14 protein-coding genes, 1 tRNA gene and 1 pseudogene are annotated in these 20310 nt (G+C 44.5%); 2 read left to right on the top strand and 14 right to left on the bottom strand.

The annotated features are described in order from the left end of the window. Window positions 1–192: 192 nt before the first annotated feature. The 6 genes and pseudogenes from DXB52_RS10110 to DXB52_RS10135 all read right to left on the bottom strand — a co-directional run bounded on the left by DXB52_RS10110 (window position 193) and on the right by DXB52_RS10135 (window position 9552). Window positions 193–1773, bottom strand: coding sequence for a glucose-6-phosphate isomerase (locus DXB52_RS10110; RefSeq protein WP_118107206.1), 1581 nt, complete (start codon window positions 1771–1773; stop codon window positions 193–195). A gap of 202 nt (window positions 1774–1975) precedes the next feature. Further along, window positions 1976–3534, bottom strand: a pseudogene (gene cls / locus DXB52_RS10115) (cardiolipin synthase). Window positions 3535–3700: 166 nt separating this feature from the next. Further along, complete coding sequence (locus DXB52_RS10120; RefSeq protein ID WP_054751119.1) at window positions 3701–4957, bottom strand: ABC transporter permease; 1257 nt, start codon at window positions 4955–4957, stop codon at window positions 3701–3703. A gap of 43 nt (window positions 4958–5000) precedes the next feature. Continuing rightward, window positions 5001–6824 carry an efflux RND transporter periplasmic adaptor subunit gene (locus DXB52_RS10125; RefSeq protein ID WP_117579423.1) on the bottom strand — a complete coding sequence of 608 codons (1824 nt, stop codon included), beginning with the start codon at window positions 6822–6824 and terminating at the stop codon, window positions 5001–5003. Further along, window positions 6817–8172, bottom strand: a complete 1356-nt coding sequence (locus tag DXB52_RS10130; RefSeq protein WP_117497547.1) for an efflux RND transporter periplasmic adaptor subunit — start codon at window positions 8170–8172, stop codon at window positions 6817–6819. Before DXB52_RS10130 ends, DXB52_RS10125 begins: the two co-directional genes overlap by 8 nt. Window positions 8173–8325: 153 nt before the next feature. After that, complete coding sequence (locus DXB52_RS10135; protein ID WP_117579424.1) at window positions 8326–9552, bottom strand: M20/M25/M40 family metallo-hydrolase; 1227 nt, start codon at window positions 9550–9552, stop codon at window positions 8326–8328. 289 nt (window positions 9553–9841) lie between these two features. Between DXB52_RS10135 and DXB52_RS10140 the strand changes: the two genes are divergently transcribed. Continuing rightward, on the top strand, window positions 9842–11338 hold the full coding sequence (locus DXB52_RS10140; RefSeq protein ID WP_020435812.1) for an aminotransferase class I/II-fold pyridoxal phosphate-dependent enzyme: 1497 nt from the start codon (window positions 9842–9844) through the stop codon (window positions 11336–11338). Window positions 11339–11414: 76 nt separating this feature from the next. Here DXB52_RS10140 and DXB52_RS17125 read toward each other — a convergent pair whose 3' ends face one another. Beyond that, entirely contained in the window at window positions 11415–11891 is a 477-nt protein-coding gene (locus DXB52_RS17125) for a hypothetical protein (protein ID WP_472520084.1), read from the bottom strand. Continuing rightward, complete coding sequence (locus DXB52_RS10145) at window positions 11777–12898, bottom strand: AAA family ATPase (protein WP_472520083.1); 1122 nt, start codon at window positions 12896–12898, stop codon at window positions 11777–11779. Before DXB52_RS10145 ends, DXB52_RS17125 begins: the two co-directional genes overlap by 115 nt. A gap of 238 nt (window positions 12899–13136) precedes the next feature. On the opposite strand from DXB52_RS10145, the gene DXB52_RS17130 reads away from it, so the two are divergent. Beyond that, on the top strand, window positions 13137–13682 hold the full coding sequence (locus DXB52_RS17130; RefSeq protein ID WP_117579425.1) for a DUF4234 domain-containing protein: 546 nt from the start codon (window positions 13137–13139) through the stop codon (window positions 13680–13682). Window positions 13683–13758: 76 nt separating this feature from the next. Here DXB52_RS17130 and DXB52_RS10155 read toward each other — a convergent pair whose 3' ends face one another. The 6 genes from DXB52_RS10155 to DXB52_RS10180 all read right to left on the bottom strand — a co-directional run bounded on the left by DXB52_RS10155 (window position 13759) and on the right by DXB52_RS10180 (window position 20266). Continuing rightward, window positions 13759–15480 carry a hypothetical protein gene (locus tag DXB52_RS10155; protein WP_330677874.1) on the bottom strand — a complete coding sequence of 574 codons (1722 nt, stop codon included), beginning with the start codon at window positions 15478–15480 and terminating at the stop codon, window positions 13759–13761. A 38-nt stretch (window positions 15481–15518) separates the two neighbouring features. Beyond that, window positions 15519–16304, bottom strand: coding sequence for a Nif3-like dinuclear metal center hexameric protein (locus DXB52_RS10160; RefSeq protein WP_117579426.1), 786 nt, complete (start codon window positions 16302–16304; stop codon window positions 15519–15521). Then, window positions 16294–17019 carry a class I SAM-dependent methyltransferase gene (locus DXB52_RS10165; RefSeq protein WP_330677875.1) on the bottom strand — a complete coding sequence of 242 codons (726 nt, stop codon included), beginning with the start codon at window positions 17017–17019 and terminating at the stop codon, window positions 16294–16296. Before DXB52_RS10165 ends, DXB52_RS10160 begins: the two co-directional genes overlap by 11 nt. Further along, the gene (gene rpoD, locus DXB52_RS10170; RefSeq protein ID WP_015529028.1) at window positions 17019–18140 is read right to left on the bottom strand and encodes an RNA polymerase sigma factor RpoD; all 1122 of its coding nucleotides are present in this window, start codon (window positions 18138–18140) and stop codon (window positions 17019–17021) included. Before rpoD ends, DXB52_RS10165 begins: the two co-directional genes overlap by 1 nt. A gap of 56 nt (window positions 18141–18196) precedes the next feature. Then, window positions 18197–19975 (bottom strand): DNA primase, encoded by a 1779-nt coding sequence (gene dnaG / locus DXB52_RS10175; protein ID WP_055156168.1) that lies wholly within the window; start codon window positions 19973–19975, stop codon window positions 18197–18199. Between the two features lie 206 nt (window positions 19976–20181). Then, window positions 20182–20266: transfer RNA gene (locus DXB52_RS10180), tRNA-Leu, on the bottom strand. Window positions 20267–20310: the final 44 nt, after the last annotated feature.

Genomic DNA, 20310 nt, shown 5'->3' on the forward strand with positions numbered 1-20310 from the left:
ATGTGCCTCGGCACATTCTTGCGCCTGCGGCGGTCGCTTGCGACACTTACATTATACGCCGCAGTGTGCATCCTAAGCGGAGCGTTTTTTTATATATTAGGAAAGCACTTTCCTAATATATAAAAGATCGTGCTGTCAGCAGAACTCTCCGCCGACAGCACGATTCCTATACTTTTTACTTATATGATTCTATTAGATGTTCAGAAGATCACTGAATACTCTCAGGGCTCCGTCTGTCTCATGTGCAAGTACGCGTTTTGCAAGGACTTTACCGAGCTGAACACCTTCCTGATCGAAGCTGTTTACATTCCACAGGAATCCCTGGAACATGATCTTGTTCTCAAAGTGAGCAAGCAGTGCTCCGAGAGATGCCGGTGTTAACTGCTCTCCGATAATGATGCTTGAAGGACGTCCTCCTTCGAAGTTCTTGTTGCGGTTCTCATCTTCTTTACCACATGCAAATGCTACGATCTGAGCAGCTACGTTCGCGCAGAGTTTCTGCTGGCTTGTGCTGTCCTGAATCACAACATCTGTACCGATCTGGCTGTTCTTGAATCCTACGAACTGAAGCGGCACAATATCTGTTCCCTGGTGAAGGAGCTGATAGAAGGAGTGCTGTCCGTTTGTTCCAGGCTCTCCGAAGATAACCGGTCCTGTTACATAATCAACCGGCTCACCAAAGCGGTTTACGGATTTTCCGTTAGACTCCATATCCAGCTGCTGCAGATGTGCAGGGAAACGGCTCAGTGCCTGAGAGTAAGGAAGTACTGCTGTGCTTGGGTATCCGAGTACATTTCTCTCATATACACCGATCAATGCATCGAGCATCTCCGGGTTCTCTTTGATATTCTTATTGAGGGACAGTTTATCCTCAGCTGCTGCTCCTTCAAGGAACTGTGCAAATACTTCCGGTCCGAATGCGAGGGAAAGTACTGCTCCGCCAACTGCTGATGTAGATGAGAAACGTCCTCCGATATAGTCATCCATGAAGAAGGCTGCAAGGTAATCATCACTCTTTGCAAGTGGTGAAGTCTCACTTGTTACTGCGATCATATGCTTGGATGCGTCAAGTCCTGCATTCTTAAGAGCATCCTTTACAAAGGACTCATTTGTCAGAGTCTCAAGTGTTGTTCCTGACTTGGATACAAGTACGAAGATAGAGTGAGCAACATCTACAGAATTCAGAACTGCTGCCGCATCATCCGGGTCAACGTTGCTGATGAACTTTGCTTCCATCTTGAATGTATCATTCTTCTTTGCCCAGTTCTCAAGTGCAAGGTACATTGCGCGAGGACCGAGGTCACTTCCGCCGATACCGATCTGAACAACTGTTGTAAACTTCTCTCCGGCACCGTTTGTGATCTCACCAGCATGTACTTTGTTCGCGAACTCAGCAATCTTCTTCTGCTGCTCTACATAGAAAGTACGCTTGTCTACACCGTCAGCCTCAACAGCATCTCCAAGCTGTCCGCGTGTCATGTGGTGAAGTACGAGACGCTTCTCTCCTGTGTTCACAACTTCTCCGTTGTAAAGTGCTTCGAACTTCTCTGTCAGCTGTGCTTCTTCTGCCAGTTTCTCAAGAGCTGCGAGAACTGTGTCATCCACTTTCTTCGCTGCATAATTGTATGCTAATCCTTCTGCCATCGGAACGCTGTAGTTCTTCACACGCTCTGCTCCGTTCTCTCCGGCCATCACTGCTGCGAGATCTACACTTTCTGTCTTCTCAAGTTCCTGATAAGAAGTAAGCTTATCCAAATTGTTCCAGGTAATCATCGTTGATTCCTCCTTCATAAAATAAAGTTCATATCCGGCTGTCGGGTTCAGTATCTTCTGACCGGCAGACCATCCATTTCATAAAAAACCTATTGTTAATTTCTCAACAATCAAGTTCATTATACAATCAATCCAATGCAAATTCAACCCACAAACGATATTATCAGATTGCTGTCCGCACATCGTATAACCGGTAATAATATCAGAGCAGCTCCGCAAACAGACGTAAGATCAGCTGTCCGAGTCTTAAGCCCGCACTTCTTCCTTCTTTATACTGCTCTGTCACTTCTCTGCTTTCTCCCATCGTGCGGATCAGATCATCCCGAATCTCCAGCACTGCGTCGCAATCTGCCAGGAAGCATCCATTCTCAAAGTGATGGTACAGGCTGCGGTAATCGAGATTGATCGTTCCACAGGTCGCCATTTTATCATCTGCCACACTCATCTTCGCATGACAGAATCCCGGTGTCCACTCATAGATACGGACTCCATGCTTAACCAGATTATGATAGAAGGAACGGGTCACACTGTAGACCATCTTCTTGTCTGGGATACCCGGTGTTATGATACGTACATCAACACCACGCTTTGCTGCCAGTGTGAGTGCATGCGTCATCTCGTCTGTAATGATCAGATACGGAGTGATAAACCAGCAGTATTTCTCTGCTTTATTCGCCATACTGATATATACTTCCTCGCCTACCTGCTCACCATCGAGCGGACTGTCTGCATATGGCTGGACATAACCACGCTGTTGTGCCTGGTATGCATAGTGGATCACATATTTCTCTGGTACAAGTTCTTTTGACTTTACATTTCCGGCTGCATTCCACATTTCCAGAAATGCTACTGTCATAGACTTGACCGCATCTCCTTCCATACGGATCCCGGTATCTTTCCAGATCCATACGGATGTGTGATGTTGAAATACTCATTCGCCAGATTGTATCCACCTGTGTAAGCAACCTTTCCGTCAATTACAGTAATCTTCCGGTGATCGCGGTTGTTCAGGAACATATTCAGTCCCGGCAGAATCGGGTTAAATACACGACATTTGATTCCTAAAGACTTCAGTTTTGTTGCAAAATCCATGTTCACAAACCAGATTGATCCCATATCATCATAGAAGATACGAACTTCTACGCCTGCTTTCACACGGTCTTCAAGTACCGTCTGAATCCTCTGCCATGCCTCTTCGTCTTCGATGGCATGATACTCCATAAAGATGAACTTTTCTGCCTTTGAAAGATCCTCCAGCTGTGCATCCAGCCCTTTGATCGCCTCATCATAATATGTAACATCTGTGTTCTGATAAACCGGGTAACAAGAGTAATTCGTCAGATAAGAAGCGATTGCCCCCGCCTGCGGACTCTCTTTTTTCATCCATTCGAGAATCTGTCTGTTATCCGGAAGATATGGGAGCAGTTTTTTATCAATCTCTTCATATCTCACCCGCATCTTCTTCGTGCTTCCGTTCAGACCTACGAGAAGATACAGACTCACACCTAGAATCGGGAATGCAAGCATCAGTATGATCCATGGCATTTTCATTGATGAAGTCTTATCCATGCTGTAAAGTCCAAGCACAAGAAAGATTGCCACGATTCTTGTTGCCCAGTCAATAATGGTTGCGTATTCACTTACCTTTGTGAACAGAAAGAGAAGGAAGACGATCTCCAGCAAGATAGATACTGCTGTGAAGATCAGCCTCTTTGTTCCGTTCTCTGTCTTTTTCTTTCCTTCGAATGTACTGCTGCTCAAATCTACATGCCCCTTTTCTCTTTTCCTTTTAATAATTGCTATTTTCTCTTTGCATAGAAAGACGGAGAATCCGATCACTCAGATTCTCCTGACTCTTTTAATTAACACATACTATAACAGATATGGAAGGAAATTGAAACAAGTATTTTCTTTTTCCACTGTTTTTTTATTCATGTCTAAGTGCCTCGATTGGATTCATGTTCGCCGCTTTCACGGACGGGATCAGTCCGAAGATAATACCAATCAGTGTGGAGAACAGCACTGCGATTACAATCGAAACTCCGCTGATTGCTACCGGAACCGCTGAGACTTTGGATATAATGTACGCAAGTGCGATTCCTCCAAGAACACCTATAATTCCTCCAAGCAGTGTCAGCACCGCCGCCTCTGTCAGGAACTGTGTCAGAATTCTGCGTTTTCTCGCTCCGAGTGCTTTCTTTAATCCAATCTCGCCGGTACGTTCTGTAACTGACACGAGCATGATATTCATAACTCCGATTCCACCAACTAACAGGGAAATGCTGGCGATCCAGATCAGCTGCTGATTTGTCGAGTTACTGATCTCCTGGATCTGTGTTGCCTGTTCTAACAGATCTTCTCCTTTGTATTTCACGGTATCATCTGAAACTGTCAGCATAGCATTTAAAATATCTGCGGCTTTCTCTCCTGCCGTTGTCATATCATCTGTACTTTTTGCACGCACGACAAGGTTCTGTGGTTCGTCATACTGGTAGATGACCGGCCATACATTATCCGGAATAATGATCTTTCCACTCTGGTCATCTGACATGTAGCGGTAGTAATCTTCCATTGAGTTGATTACCGGCTGGGACTCTGCTTTCTTTGCAACCATTCCAACGACAACAAAAGGCTCTCCCTTGATCTCGATCGTTCTTCCGATCACATCTGCATTGTCGAATAAACTTGCCGCTGTTGTCTTGTCTATCAAGGCTACTTTTCGTCCTTCGGAATAATCTTTGTCTGTTAATCCTCTTCCTTTGGTTATCTGATATCCGTAAACATCCAGGTAATTTCTGTCAATTCCAAGAATCACGCTGTTACTTAATGACTTTGCGCCGCGGTAAACTGCGTCGTATTCATTTCTTGTATGATATAAAGACGCTGTCTCCACTTCCGGGAGTTCAACGACTTCCTGCAATGTCTCGTCTGAGATCTCCGGCACTCCGTCCGGGAGTGACTGATACTGCAGATCGATCGGCCAGTCACCCTGATAGAGCTGTACATTTACCGCGTCATTTCCTGCACCGACCAGATTCTTCTTAATCTGTTCATTCGTTCCTTTGATCGTGGACACAATTGCTATAATGGAACCGATTCCTATGATGATTCCGAGCATTGTGAGCGCTGATCTTAATTTATGATTCCAGATTCCCTGAAACGCCAGTCTGATGTCTTCTAACATAATGGCACCTCACTCTCTTTCATTTTGATACTGTTCAGTCTTCTTAATAATAGTCGTACAGGGTATCTGCTTCCTGTGTCTTTGCGCCTTCTTTGACATCTCTGCCGTAAGGGAACGCGATCATGTCGTCCATTGTGAGGCCGGAGGTGATCTCCAGTGAATTGTACATATTTTTGCCAACCTCTACATACTGTTTTGTTAATCTGCCGTTATCGCCCCGCTTGTAGACATAATAGCGGTTTCCTTCCTCGCGGACAAACATTTTTTCAAGATAGATCGATCCATCACTACCTGCTGCAATTCCATCCATCGACAGATTCACAGACTCACCATTCGAGAGATTTGCGTCTCCGTGGATCACGAGCGTGAACGGATAGAAGGACTGATTCTGGTTCTCTCCTGTGGAATAATCGCTTACCGGTGAGTTGCCAACACCTGTAACTGTCGCTTCGTAGGATTCTCCCGACTGCCAGGACATTACAGTCGCAGTCATTCCTTCTTTGATCTGATCAAGCATTGTCTCTCCGACTCTTCCGGTCACATAGAAACCTTCTTCTCCGACAACGCTGACAACCGGTTTGTTCTCATTCTTTGCAGATGCTTCGTCAGTCGCTTCTTTGACTACACCTTCTACCGTACTTTTAATCACGCCGTCCCCGACCTTTTTCTTCAGCTTTTTCAGTTCCAGTTCAGCGGATCTCTTAGAAAGATCCAGATCTTTGATCTTCTGCTCTTTCTCCTTGATTTGCTTCGTCACTTCTTCCTTTGACGGGAGGTCCGGGGTGTCTGGGATAACCGGATCTTCTGAAATATCCGGTTCCGGAGTTGGCTCTGGTTCCGGAATTGGCTCTGGTTCTGGAGTTGGCTCTGGTTCCGGAGTTGGCTCCGGGTCTGGAGTTGGTTGTGAATCCGGTATGACTACCTGTCCTGTTTTTCCATCGAGGATCCAACAGGATAAGAATTTTGTCGGCGCTTCTGCGTTATCTACTACATCAAAGGCACACACTTGACCCTCTTTTAATACTTTAAGCATAAACGGTGCATTTACGGCTGCCCCCGGTGCGCAAAGATAACGATACGGTTTTTCCATTGTTCCGTCTGCGTCTTCTTTATTATAAGGAACAGAATCTAATGTAATCTCACTGTAAACCTCTTTTCCCTTTAATGCTTCAGGGAATGGACGCTCAATTGCGGAAGACGGTACATCGTCTTTTTTATTATCATCTTTGGATGTGTCATCCTTCGCATTATTATCTTTCGAAGCATCGTCTTTTGTGTTGTCATCTTTTGTCGTATCATCTTTTGTCGTATCATCCTTCGAGGTATCACCATCCGGTTTTTTATTCTCATCCTCTTTTGATGTATTAAGAATGGTTGTCTTTACAGCACTCATCTTCTGTACAGTTGGCTGCTGTTCTCCATCTGCACTTGTCTGCACGACGGATGCCCCTGTATCTGCCTTCGCGGTCTTCGTCCCCTTGAGCTGGGTGATCTCTTTCTGCAGGTTCTGAATGTTCAGGTCAATCCCCTGAATCTGCATTTCTTTCATCTCAAGTTCCAGGGAAGAAAGTGTCGTGTCATATGCCACAAGACGGTCTCCGACTTTCACCATATCCCCGGCTTTCACGTAAACCTGTGTGATCGGCATAGTATCATCCACGTAAATGTCCTGCTTCTGGTTCGTTGTGACGGTTCCGTAACTTGCAATCCCACTATCATCGTACCAGCCGCCGGAATTCAAACTGCTGACAGGAGCTACTTTAACAGCCTTTCCGCTGTTCTTCACTGCGAAACCGATTCCAAGTGCAAGAACGATACAGCCTGCTGCCACAGGAATGCCGATCTTTATTATTTTCTTTTTATTCATCCACACTCTCCTCCGTTCCCGGAACTCCTTCCTGCATTGCATTCTCTTCTACAGGTTCTTCGTAACCGCCCTCGGCTCCTGACATATCTGAAGTACTGCCTGATGTACCTGAATCGTTCTTCACAACAGCTGCACCTTTTTTGCACTCCTCGCTTGGCCATACAATGTAATCAGAAGCTTTCAGTCCGTCTACGATCTCACAGGTTCCCATATCTTCGTTCGTCTCTCCGAGTGTAACAGAACGCTTCTCCAGCTTGTCATTATCTCCTGCTACCCATACATATGGATGATCTGAATCTGCGTCTACAATGTAGTCACGCATCAGCCACATCTTGTCTGCTTCCAGTGAAGTACTTGTCTCGATATAGACATGCTGTCCGAGCATCAATCCATCCACTGTATCCAATGTGACATAGAATGGATACTTTGTTGCCTGATTATCGCTGTTCTCAGAACCATAACTCATAGAATCCTGGGAACTGTTCTCCGGCTTCTCTGTGTCTACGTTATCTACTGTACCTGTCCAGATCTCATCTTCATTCACTCTGGAGCGGATCGTCACCTGTGTGCCCGGTGTCAGATCTCCGATGTTCTGCTCGCTGATCTTTCCTTTGATTCTGTATTTTCCTGTAGAAAGGATACTCATAAACGGTTTGGACTCTCCTGTAGAAGGGTCTGTTCCCTGCTGTTCGTTGATCTCCTGTACAATTCCGGCAACTGTAGAAGTTACTGTAGACTGTTCCAGGCTCTTCTGTGTACGGTTTACTTCCAGCTCTTTTACTTTATAATTGTACTCTTCCTGCTTGATCTCCATCTGAAGTTCCTGGATCTGTGTCGTATAGGAAAGCTGTTCGCTGGCCGGCGCACTCTTCTTCTCCGTTGTAAGTGTCGCGATCTGTGAATTCAGGCTGCTGATGTTGTTCGTGATCTTCTCAAGCTCCAGTTTTCCCTGATCTAATGTCATGGCAAGCTCTTCTGTATCGTATTCAAACAACTTTGTTCCAGGCTCTACTTCCTGCCCTTTTTCAACAAAGATCTGTTTTACCTTCTGGTTGTCTGCCAGTGTCAGTTTCAACGTATCCTGTGCTTCAACCACTCCTGTAAAACGGTTCTGTGTCCCAAGTCCTGTCCCTGTGATCATTCCAACGGAATCCGCATAAAGAACATTCTCTCCATCTGCTCCGCTTCCACCTGTCAGATTCTTCACAAGGATCAGGGCGATTACTGCCACAAGGAAGATTCCTCCACCAATCAACATTCCTTTTTTCTGTTTTGTATCCAATCTTCTTTTTTCTTTCGGCTGACTGGAACTCTGTGTGTCGGATGACTGCTTTCTGATTCCCCGCATCGTTTGCCCTCCTGCTTTGTTTTATTTTTCTTCTTTTTGTGCAAAAGATAAAAATCTCCGAAACACCCGGTACAATCTGCACAAAATATTCTCTCATACCATCAGTATACAGGAAATGTGCCTAAAAAGACATTGATATTTTCTTAAGATTTTTTATCTTTTTTCTATAGCCGGCTCACAGACTCCTTCTGCCCCGGCAAGCAGAATCATCAGAAGCAAATCTCTCTGTGGTCCAAGCCATGCTTCTTTTGGCTCATACCATTCCTGAAGGGTATGGATTCCGTCTTCTTCTCCACCTCTTCCAACAGTGATTGCCGGGATTCCCATACTGATCGGGATATTCGCATCTGTACTGCTCTCATACCGATACTCCGGTTCAATCCCCAGCAGTTCTGCCGCCCGGAATGCTGCTTTCACGATTGCACAGTCCTTTGGCTGTGCCCCCGCCGGTCTCACACCGCGTCCTTCGATCTGCACTTTGATCTGCGGCTTTGAAGCATCCCATCTTGCATTTTCTTCTTCCACTGCCTGTTTGATCACTTTATGAAGTTCTTCATCCAGTCGGTTCAGCTCTTCTTCGCTGTCCGAACGGAGGTCTACCAGCATGGATGCAGAACCTGAAATTGTGTTTACAGAAGTTCCTCCCTGGATCACGCCTACGTTAAATGTTGTCTTCGGCTCATTCGGGACCTGGAATTCTGCGATCTGTGCGATGGCTCGTCCCATTGCATGGATTGGATTAGGAATGCCAAAGTTCTGGAAACTGTGACCACCTCTTCCGGTAAATGTCACCTCATAACGGTGACTTCCTGTTGCCGTATAGATCACCCCGCCCGTATACTGGTTATCAATCGAGACAAATGCATCTACCTCTGGACATTCTTCTGAAGCTTTGTTGTCGTATCCGAACAGATACTTCACGCCCCTTAGATCTCCAAGTCCTTCTTCACACACATTTGCACAGAAGATCAAGTCCCCTTTTGTGTGAAGATCTGCATGGATCATTGATTTCGCCACTGCGATCATCTCCGCCACTGCATGTGTGTCATCGTTAATGCCGGGGCAATAATAACGATTCCCTTCTTTCCTTATCGACAGATCTGTCCCTTCCGGAAATACTGTGTCTGTGTGTGCTGCAAGCATTACACTTGGTCCTTCACCGGTTCCCGGCCAGATCCCAAGCACATTTCCAACAGCGTCAATCCTGACATCCCTAAGCCCGATCTCCCGGAACCGCTCCCGGATATACTCCGCTTTTTTCTCTTCCTTATAAGAAGGTGCCGGAATCTGACACATATTGAGCGTATCCTGAGTCGTCGCCGGATCTTCTTCCTTTATATATTCCAATGCCTGTTTTATTTTTTCATTTTCAAGAATCATTTCCCTGTTTCCCTTCGTTCTGTGTACTTTGTATTTTGCTGTAATAAACACTTTTAGTATATCATATTTTCTTAATGATACCGTGATTTTGCGGATTTTCTATAACAGTAATTTTTTTATTGAACTTTTTCATTTATCGTGGTATACTCTGACTAAAGTTTTGAACTTTTAAATTGAACTTTTTAGAGATTTTCGTATTGAAGCAGATTTTAAATTGAACTTTATATTTTGTTAATACTTTATTAATGGGGTCTGACCCACCGGAAGGATGCCCCCAGAAAGGAGCTTTATGGAAACCTTTGCAGACAGATTAAAAGCCGCTATGAACGAGCAAGGCCTGAAGCAGGTTGATCTTGTTCGTCTTGCCCAGCAGAAAGGGATCAAGCTTGGGAAAAGTCATGTCAGCCAGTATGTCAGTGGGAAGACAATCCCGCGTACCGACATCTTACATTTTCTGGCAGATGCCCTGCAGGTTGATCCTGACTGGTTAAACAATAATAATGATAATGATTCCACACTGTCAGATGTTGATAAGATACAGACATCCGCAGATAATTCAGGAGGTATGAAAGTGAGAGAATTCAAGAAATCATCCAAGTTAAATAATGTATTATATGATGTGAGAGGTCCGGTTGTTGATGAGGCTGCCAAAATGGAAGAGATGGGAACTCATGTACTGAAGCTTAATATCGGAAATCCGGCTCCGTTTGGCTTCCGTACACCGGATGAGGTGATCTATGATATGAGCCGTCAGCTTTCTGACTGCGAAGGCTACTCTGCTTCTGCCGGTCTGTTCTCTGCGCGAAAAGCGATCATGCAGTATGCCCAGTTAAAGCACTTGCCGAATGTAACGATGAGCGATATTTACACAGGAAATGGTGTCAGTGAACTGATCAATCTTACCATGTCTGCTCTTTTGGATACAGGGGATGAGATTCTGATCCCGTCTCCGGATTATCCGCTCTGGACAGCTTGTGCTACACTTGCCGGTGGAAAGCCTGTGCACTATATCTGTGATGAGCAGTCTGACTGGTATCCGGATATCGAGGATATGCGTAAGAAGATCAATGACCGTACAAAAGCGATTGTTATCATCAATCCAAACAATCCGACCGGTGCTCTTTATCCGAAGGAAGTACTGCAGCAGATTGTAGATCTCGCAAGAGAGCACCAGCTGATCATTTTCTCTGATGAGATTTATGACCGTCTTGTTATGGATGGAAAAGAGCATGTTTCTATCGCTTCTCTCGCACCGGATCTGTTCTGCGTGACATTCAGCGGACTGTCCAAGTCCCATATGATCGCCGGATTCCGTATCGGATGGATGATCTTAAGTGGAAATAAAAATATTGCAAGAGACTATATCGAAGGAATCAAGATGCTTTCCAACATGCGTCTTTGCTCTAACGTTCCGGCGCAGTCCATTGTGCAGACAGCTCTCGGCGGACACCAGAGTGTAAATGATTATATTGTTCCGGGTGGACGTATTTACGAGCAGCGTGAATATGTTTACAAGGCTCTGACGGATATTCCGGGAATCAGCGCAGTAAAACCGCAGGCTGCATTTTATATGTTCCCGAAGATTGATACGAAGAAGTTCAATATCGTGAATGATGAGAAATTTGCTCTTGATCTGCTTCGTGACAAGAAGATCCTGATCGTTCAGGGAAGTGGATTTAACTGGCATCAGCCGGATCATTTCCGCGTGGTTTATCTGCCGCGTATTGAAGTACTGAAAGAGGCAGTTGGTAAGATTGGGGAGTTCCTGCAGTATTATAGACAGTAGGAATTCAAAAAATGAGCTTTGGAAAGCCAAAACTTTCCAGAGCTCATTTTTTTCAGATCGAGGGCGAAACCCAACTCTATCCAAGCAGTTCTCTTACCATCTCTGCATCAAATTCAACTTTCTCCACATGATTCACTTCAATCTGATACAGTGCATTCGCTGCGATGTGTTCTGCTGCCTGTTCCAGATCACGGATTCCTGATGTATTGGAGTAAAGTTCAATCACTTCATTGAGTGCCTCATCTGTCATAATGCACTCTTCTGCCTTCAGGCTCATGCGTTTCAGCACCTTCGGAAGTGCGAATTTGGAGAAGATTACTTTCTTCTCTTCCGGTGTATAATCCGGGATATCGATGACAGCGAAACGGGACATGAGCGGTGCACTGATCTGATCCTTGTCATTCGCTGTAGCGATTGGATATACACCAACGGTAGGAATCATACACTCCATGTAATTGTCTGTAAATCCAAGGTTATCCAGCAGTGTAAGTAAAACATCTGCCGGGTTTCCGTTTCCCTTTCCGGATGCCGCCTTATCCAGCTCATTAATAATGAATACCAGATTGGATTCCCTGCCATGGAGAATGCTTCCATGATAATACCTGGCTTTGCGTTCGAATAGATTCTTGAACTTCCTGTCAGCTGTTCCGGATCGTTAATGGAACTCATATCCAGTGTTGTCCAAGGAAGTTTAAGGATTCTTGCAACGGCATAAGCAATCTGGGATTTACCTGTTCCGGCCGGTCCGACAAGCAGAAGGCCGTACGCCGGAAGTGTGTGTGTACGGTTAATCTGAATGATCGTCTCTATGATTCTCTGCTTTACTTTCTCCATTCCATACAGTTCTTCATCCAGAATTCTTCTCGCTTCATCCGGATCGATTGCTTCAAAGTAATTGCTCTTCCACTGAATATTCATCATAATAGATAGTGCTCTCTGTGCATGACGGCGCTCTTCCTGAGAAACCTCGTGAGAGCGTGCAACTGCAAGATTTCTTCTTGCCCACAGACGAATGTTATCCGGAAGTGTACGTCCTGCGCACGTCATAAAGTCTGTAATACTCTGAATACTTGTAAGCTTCATGTCATCTCCGGACTCTTCCTGCTCGTCATCATTGATCTCTTCTTTTGGCGCATCACTTGCAAACAGCCGCTCGATCATAAACTGAAGGAAACCGTCCTCAGCAGATAATTTTGTTCCGCCTCCAAATGCGATCTCACGGATTCTGTAAACGGCATAACCATCCGGCTTATTTTCTCCGGAAAGACGTACGTTAATGTGATTTTCTCCAAGCCATTTTAAAAGACTGACAAAACGTGCATCCACTTTCAGGATATCTGCGCTGCATGTTCCGTCCTTTTCATCAAACTCAAATGCGGTCTGCTTATTCTGATTGGTAAATACACCGCAGGAATGATGATTCCACTTCCGGTTCTGGTTATCCAGAACAAGAATCGGACACTCCGGTGTCGCATGGTCTTCGTTGGAACAAAATGTTGTATAAGTACACTGAACTTCTTTCTTATCTTCCGGTGCACTGTTAAAGTCAAATACTGGCATACTTTCATCTCCTCATGTTTTGTTTTCAGAAACATTACTATTCTACCACAAACTTTTTGAAAGAAAAAGGAAGAATATTATGCATATTCCAGGTTTATTTCTATCGAATATCTTAAGATATCCTAAAACTTGGCTACATTTCTTGTAACTTGTATCTTTTTATGCTACGATACTTTTCAGAAGGATCTTGTCAACTTCTGACATTTTTCGAACTAATTCATGCAAAGGAGAATCTTCTATGAAAATCTGTCCAAAATGTAATTCACTCTGCGAAGACAGTGCTTCTTTCTGTCAGGAATGTGGTGCTCCGCTTCCTGCTCCTAATGATAATGCTCATACACAGGAGAATCAAAAGCAGCAGGAAAGCCAGTTCCAGCAGAATGCATATTACCAGAATGCATACCAGAACAACTATAATCAGAACAATTATTACCGGAACGGGGCAACTGCAGGCATTATGCCACGTAATCTTGTGCTTGCAATTGTTTTTTCTTTTCTCACTTGCGGCATCTACAGTATCTACTGGATGATCAAGCTGAATGATGAGGTGAATCAGCTGGCCGGAGAGCCACAGGCAACAAGCGGAGGCATGGTATTCCTATTTTCTTTGATCACCTGTGGAATCTATGGTATTTACTGGGCTTATAAGATGGGAGAACGCTGTGACCGCATCAGAGGAATACAGGGGAATTCTTCTATTCTCTACCTGGTTCTCTCGATTTTAGGGTTAGATATTGTATATTTCTGCTTATTGCAGGATATGATCAACAAAGAGGTGGCTTAACGCAAAGAGGATACATGGAAATTCTTGTTACACACAAGTTTTCTATGCATCCTCTTTCTTCTACATTTCTATCACATCATACATGGAAACATCCACCGCCAATAAATTCTCTCAAAAGCGAATTCGTTGGCACATTGTCATTTCCGATTCCTACGAAATAATCCAGGAATTTCAACAACCGCTTTGCTTCAACATATTCCGGAGAGTCTTTGCTTACGCCAAGAAGCAACGGCTCCACATACTGTTTCAACACTGCCAGTTCATAGATCAGGGAAGAGTTAAACATCACATCTGCATATTCCTGATATGGGAAAATATTCTTTTCTTCTCCTCTTCTCACTGACGGCCACATTGAGATGGTCTTCGTCGCCGATGCCCCTCTTGTTCTTGCATCCCTGACAAGTCTTCGGATCAAACGTCCGTCCGTAGACGGAATCCGGTTATGCTCATCAATATTCAGCTGTGTTAATGCACTGATATAGATCCTGAATTTCCGGTCATCACATAACTGTTCTGTCAGCTTCGGATTCAGACAATGGATTCCTTCGATTACAAGGATATCATTTTCACCGAGTTTCTTTGGCTTTGTTTCAAAATTCCGCTTACCGGTCTTAAAGTCAAAAACCGGAAGATAGACTTCCTCGCCTGCCAGCAGATTGCTCATGTCCTCATTGAACTTTTCCACGTCGATTGCTTCAATGCATTCGAAATTATAATTTCCATCCTCGTCTTTCGGTGTTTTCTCCCGATCCACGAAATAATTATCTACAGAAATCGGATGTGGATGAAGCCCGTTCACTCTGAGCTGAATGGATAAGCGATGTGAAAATGTTGTCTTGCCGGAAGAGGAAGGTCCCGCGATCAGAACAAACTTTACCCCCGGGCGATCTGCGATCTGCTTTGCGATCTCTCCGATCTTGCGCTCCTGGAATGCCTCCTGCACAAGAACAATCTCTCGCATATCATCCTGCGTAATCATGTCATTGAGCGCACCGACGGTATCAATCCCCTGCTGGTCTCCCCATCTCACAGACTCACTGAGTACACGAAACAGCTTATCCTTTGGCACAAATAAAGGGACTTTCTCCGGTTCGTCTTTCAGCGGCATCTGAAGTACGATTCCGCCCTGATACAGATACAATGCAAAATACTTCAAATCTCCTGTATCCGGCATCATATAACCATAATAATAGTCACGGAATTCATTCATGGCATACAGATTCACGTGGGAACTTCTCCGATACCGGAACAGGCGTTCTTTATCAAACATTCCATATCGATGGAATAATTCCACTGCCTCTTCTGTATGGATCAACTCTTTTGTGATCGGAAGTCTCTGCTGTACAAGTTCATACATGCGTTCTTCAACTTTCCATTGGAATTCCATTCCCACATGATCGATTCCTTCCACCGTACAGTAAAATCCTGCACCGAGCGAAAAATGAATCCTTACCCGCACCTGCTGCGGACACTCATGGCCAATCACATCGTGTACTGCCTTAATGAAAAGAAAGCAGACACTTCTTCGATACGTGTCATACCCCGCCGTATCCTGTGTTGTAATAAATTGCAGCGTACAGTCTCCGGAAACCTGTTTTCTAAGTTCTTGCAGACGATGTCCATCCAGCATCACAAGTGCGATCTGATGTTTATACTCTTTCTGAAAATCCTTCGCGATCTCCTGATAAGACGTCCCCTTCTCATAAAGATACTCTTTTCCGCTTATCGTAACCTTACATTTCTGACTTTCCAACTCCTCAGCCACCTCCACTGTCTTTGTGAACTGCTTTCTTCCCACAGCTGCCCTGCTGAACATTATTATGCGTTCACTTCTGATTATATGATCTGGAATGGATGCTCGATTGGATCTGTAAGTACATCCAGCACCGGAAGCTTCTTCTCGAAGAACTGCTTCATATCTTCAATAAAAATATATTCTGTGCCATAATGTCCTGCATCAATCACTGCAAGCCCCTGCTCTACTGCATCAATTCCATCATGATGACCGATATCTCCTGTTACAAGAACATCTGCCCCCTTCTCAAGCGCAACTGCAATCGAGCTCTTTCCTGATCCCGGAGAAATTGCAAGACGGTGTACCTTCTTCTGCATATCTCCAAAAACCTTCAGGCTTCCAAGATCAAGTCTGTGTTTCACATAAACACAGCACTCTTCCAGTGTCATCTCTTTCTCCAGATTACCGATTCTTCCGATTCCTTCCGGATGACCTTCTTCATCTGCATATGTGACATCAAGCACTTCCCCATTCTGAAGATCCATGATCTTTCCGGACAGTTCTGCCATACCAAGCACATCATAATTCGTATGCATTGCATAATAGGAAATGTCATTCTGAATCAGCTTCACAATTCTTCTTGTAATAAAATCTTCATCCGTCACTTTCTTTACTGCTGAGAATAAAAGCGGGTGATGTGTGATCAGCATGTCCGCACCTTCCTTGATCGCACGGTCGATCACAACATCTGTTGCATCCAGTGCCAGATAAATTCTGGACACCTCTTTCTCTGAACGTCCTGCAAGCAGTCCTACATTGTCAAATCCCAAAGCTGCTGTTCGCGGGAATGTTGCCTCTATTACCTGTATAATCTCTTTACACTGCATAATATTTCATCCCTTTCTCTGCTTCTACAAGTTCCTGTTCCAATTCTTCTTTTCTCTGACGGATCCGGTCAGAATCTTTCGCTTTCAATCCTTCTAAAATACTTTGATAAATGCGTATCTCTCTTTCCAGATACTCTCTGAGTACCGGATGTTGTTTCTCCAGCAAAAGCTTTCCATATTTTAACTGAACCGTATCCCAGCACTTTACTTCTGTATCTTTGCCTGCTGTCTCAGCCACCGGTGGTCTTACCTTCATCATAGGATAATATTTTCCATCTTCACAGACCATATCTTCTTCCAGAAATTCATATCCCTTCTCAAGAAGAAATGCCCGCACTTTCTCAATCTCTGACTGTGGCTGAAGGATACACTCCTCAAGCTTTCGCACCACTTCCTCTCCTTCTGTCAGGATCCGGATCACAAGTCCTCCGCCCATTCCTGCGATGACCGCAGACCGGACTTCTCCCGGCTGTAATGCCTGAAATCCATTGGAAAGTCTCGTCTCTATCTCTGCTTCAAGTCCATTCTCGCGGATATGTTCCTCTGCTCGCTGCAGTGGTCCTTCATTGACATCAAGTGCAACTGCTTCTGCAATCTTCTTCTGCTGTATCAGACAAATCGGAATATATGCATGATCCGTTCCAATGTCCGCTAATTTATAATCGGCGGTCACAAGATCTGCGACCGCCTGTAATCTTTTCGATAATTCCATCATTAATCCAGATAATCCCTCAGTTTTCTGCTTCTGCTTGGGTGACGGAGCTTACGGAGTGCTTTCGCCTCAATCTGACGGATACGCTCTCTTGTTACATCAAACTCTCGTCCAACCTCTTCAAGTGTACGTGCTCTTCCGTCATTCATTCCGAAACGAAGACGGAGGACTTTCTGCTCTCTCTCTGTCAATGTATCCAGTACTTCATCCAGCTGCTCTTTCAGAAGTGTCTGTGCAGCTGCCTCTGCCGGAACCGGTACATTATCATCCTGGATAAAGTCTCCAAGGTGGCTGTCTTCCTCTTCACCGATCGGTGTCTCAAGAGAAACCGGTTCCTGTGAAATCTTCAGGATCTCACGTACACGTTCTACCGGCATATCCATCTCCTTGGCAATCTCTTCTGGAAGCGGTTCTCTTCCCAGTTCCTGAAGAAGCTGTCTGGATACACGGATCAGCTTGTTAATCGTCTCAACCATATGAACCGGGATACGGATTGTTCTTGCCTGATCCGCAATCGCTCTTGTGATTGCCTGACGAATCCACCATGTAGCATAAGTACTGAACTTATATCCCTTATGATAATCAAACTTTTCAACTGCTTTGATCAGACCAAGGTTACCCTCCTGGATCAGATCAAGGAATAACATACCTCTTCCAACATATCTCTTTGCAATGCTGACTACAAGTCTTAAGTTCGCTTCTGCAAGCTCTTTCTTGGCTTCCTCATCGCCTTCTTCCATTCTCTGTGCAAGCTCAATCTCACGTTCTGCACTCAGAAGAGGTACCTTACCGATCTCTTTTAAATACATACGGACCGGATCTTCAATACTCACGCCTTCCGGAACTGACAGGTCGATATTCTCCATATCCACGTCGTCTTCCTCAGATATGATAATGTCATCCAGATCTACATCCACCTCATCCGGTGTATCTCCGCTAATGCGCAGCACATCAATGTTATTTGCCTCAAGATAATCAAATACCTTCTCCATCTGATCTGCATTGAGTTCCATATCATTGAAAAAATCATTGATCTCCTGGACATCCAGTATGCTCTTTTTCTTTTTACCAAGTGCAACCAGGTCTTTCAATCTATCAAGAAATTTCTGTGTAATATCGTCCATGTGTTCTTCCTTCCTTCGCTGCGCGCATCCGCAGCCTGTCTTGTTTTATTTTATCCTTATTGAATTGTAATATTCAAATTCTTCAGGTTCTCCAGCTTCCGTTTTTCTTCCATCAAATGCTGTAACCCACGCATATCTGTCGGGTCGAGATTCATTGTCTGATGCTCAATGCTATAACTCTTCACCCGCAGGATTGTCTCTTGTAAAGCCTGTTCTCTTTCTTCCTTTGTCTTCAGCTCTTTGATTCTTGTGTTAAACAAAGAGGCTGCTTCTCTGTGATCTTCTTCCTCTGTGAAATGATTCAGGATCTTCGCAGGATTCAAGGCTCCCTGCTTTCTCTGCTCATATAAAAGTTCTGCAACCGTCCGATACAGACTTTCTGTAAAATCACCCGGGCTTATGTACTGACTGATCTGATCAAAGAGCCTGTCATCATCGATCATCCAGGTCAACAATGCTTTCTGTGAAGTAAGGATTCCGTCTTCCTTTTGCTTCTTCTCAGATCCCTCTGCCCGTTTCGGCCTTGCGACCGGTCTCGCCATTCCGGCATTCACAGCCATCTTTGCGACCATCTTCTCCAGACTTTCCCGGCTGACCCGGTATGCTGTTGCAACAGCTTCAATATAGTTGTTACGCTCCAGCTCATCTTCGAATTCAAGCAGTCTCCTCGACACTTCCTTGAAGAAATCCGTCTTGCCTTCCGGAGAATTCATATCATATTGTTTCTCCAGCATCTCCAGGCTGAACATGAATCCATTACGCGCCGCATGGATCCGCTTCTCATACTCTTCTGCTCCAAGGTTCTTAATGAATTCATCCGGATCTTTATATGGATCCATCCTTACAACTTTAGCAGAAATCCCGGCCTCCCGCAAGATCGGCACTGCGCGAAGCGCTGCTCTTGTACCGGCTTCATCACTGTCATAAGTCAGATAAACTTCCTGGACATAACGCTTGATCAAAGCTGCATGCCCTGCTGTCAATGCAGTTCCCAGTGAAGCTACCGCATTCGTAAATCCGGACTGATGGAGAGAGATCACATCCATATATCCTTCACAAAGAAGAAAGTATGGCTTTCTTGATGTTCTGGCACGGTTCAGACCATAAAGATTCCGGCTCTTATCAAAAACGACTGTCTCCGGTGAATTCAGATATTTCGGTTTCCCATCTCCCATCACACGGCCACCAAATCCGATCACACGGTTATTGACATCCATAATTGGAAACATCACACGATTCCAAAACTTGTCGTACACACCCTGACGTTCATCCGTGTTGATCAGTCCGGCCTGTCGAATCAGGTCTTCACTGTATCCCTTCTCTCTCAGATACTTATACAGATCATCACTGTATTTGTTCGAAAATCCCAGTCCAAACGCTGTGATCGTCTCATCTGAGAGTTCACGGTTCTTAAGATAACTGTAGGCCTGACTTCCACGCTCTGACTTCAACTGTACGTAGAAATACTTTGCAGCCAGCTTATTCATCTCAAGAATCGTAGACTTTAAATCTGCTTTTTCCTTCGCTTCTTTCGAGTATTCCATCTCCGGAAGTTCGATTCCTGCTCTGTCCGCAAGAAACTTCACTGCTTCTACAAAAGAAAAATTCTCATATTCCATAAGAAATGTAAAAACATTCCCTCCTGCCCCACATCCAAAGCAGTAATACATCTGCTTCTGTCTGCTCACAGAAAAAGACGGTGATTTCTCATTATGGAACGGACATAATCCAAAATAAGAGCTGCCTTTCTTCTGCAGCCGGACATATCCGGAAATCACATCTACAATATCATTCCTTGATCTTACTTCTTCTATCAGTTCTTCTGAGTAGTACATGAGTGCCTCCGCTTAATGTTTAAAGAATACTCTATTATATATATTCGACAAAACTCTTCTCTTTCCTTTTTATTTTTTTAATTTTCTTCTTTTTTTCTTTTTCAATATTATTTTCCAAGCAGAACGGTTTTATATATTAGGAAAGCTCTTTTCTAAATGTAAAAAGACCAAGAATACTTTGTTCTGTACTCTTGGTCTTATCTTACTGCGGAAGATGGGACTTGAACCCACACGATCGCATTGATCACAAGATCCTTAGTCTTGCTCGTCTGCCAGTTCCGACACTTCCGCATTTCTAAAATATTTTTTTGAAAATGATGCGGAAGATGGGACTT

The organism is Ruminococcus sp. OM04-4AA, assembly GCF_003462585.1.
GTDB lineage: Bacteria > Bacillota > Clostridia > Lachnospirales > Lachnospiraceae > Mediterraneibacter > Mediterraneibacter faecis.

Bases quoted from the DNA above. Each gene is read 5' to 3' on its own strand.
- DXB52_RS10120 (WP_054751119.1), bottom strand. From the start codon at position 4,957: ATGTTAGAAGACATCAGACTGGCGTTTCAGGGAATCTGGAATCATAAA.
- DXB52_RS17130 (WP_117579425.1), top strand. From the start codon at position 13,137: ATGAAAATCTGTCCAAAATGTAATTCACTCTGCGAAGACAGTGCTTCT.
- DXB52_RS10140 (WP_020435812.1), top strand. From the start codon at position 9,842: ATGGAAACCTTTGCAGACAGATTAAAAGCCGCTATGAACGAGCAAGGC.
- DXB52_RS10130 (WP_117497547.1), bottom strand. From the start codon at position 8,172: ATGCGGGGAATCAGAAAGCAGTCATCCGACACACAGAGTTCCAGTCAG.
- DXB52_RS10165 (WP_330677875.1), bottom strand. From the start codon at position 17,019: ATGATGGAATTATCGAAAAGATTACAGGCGGTCGCAGATCTTGTGACC.
- DXB52_RS10135 (WP_117579424.1), bottom strand. From the start codon at position 9,552: ATGATTCTTGAAAATGAAAAAATAAAACAGGCATTGGAATATATAAAG.
- dnaG (WP_055156168.1), bottom strand. From the start codon at position 19,975: ATGTACTACTCAGAAGAACTGATAGAAGAAGTAAGATCAAGGAATGAT.
- DXB52_RS10125 (WP_117579423.1), bottom strand. From the start codon at position 6,824: ATGAATAAAAAGAAAATAATAAAGATCGGCATTCCTGTGGCAGCAGGC.
- DXB52_RS10145 (WP_472520083.1), bottom strand. From the start codon at position 12,898: ATGCCAGTATTTGACTTTAACAGTGCACCGGAAGATAAGAAAGAAGTT.
- DXB52_RS10110 (WP_118107206.1), bottom strand. From the start codon at position 1,773: ATGATTACCTGGAACAATTTGGATAAGCTTACTTCTTATCAGGAACTT.
- rpoD (WP_015529028.1), bottom strand. From the start codon at position 18,140: ATGGACGATATTACACAGAAATTTCTTGATAGATTGAAAGACCTGGTT.
- DXB52_RS10160 (WP_117579426.1), bottom strand. From the start codon at position 16,304: ATGCAGTGTAAAGAGATTATACAGGTAATAGAGGCAACATTCCCGCGA.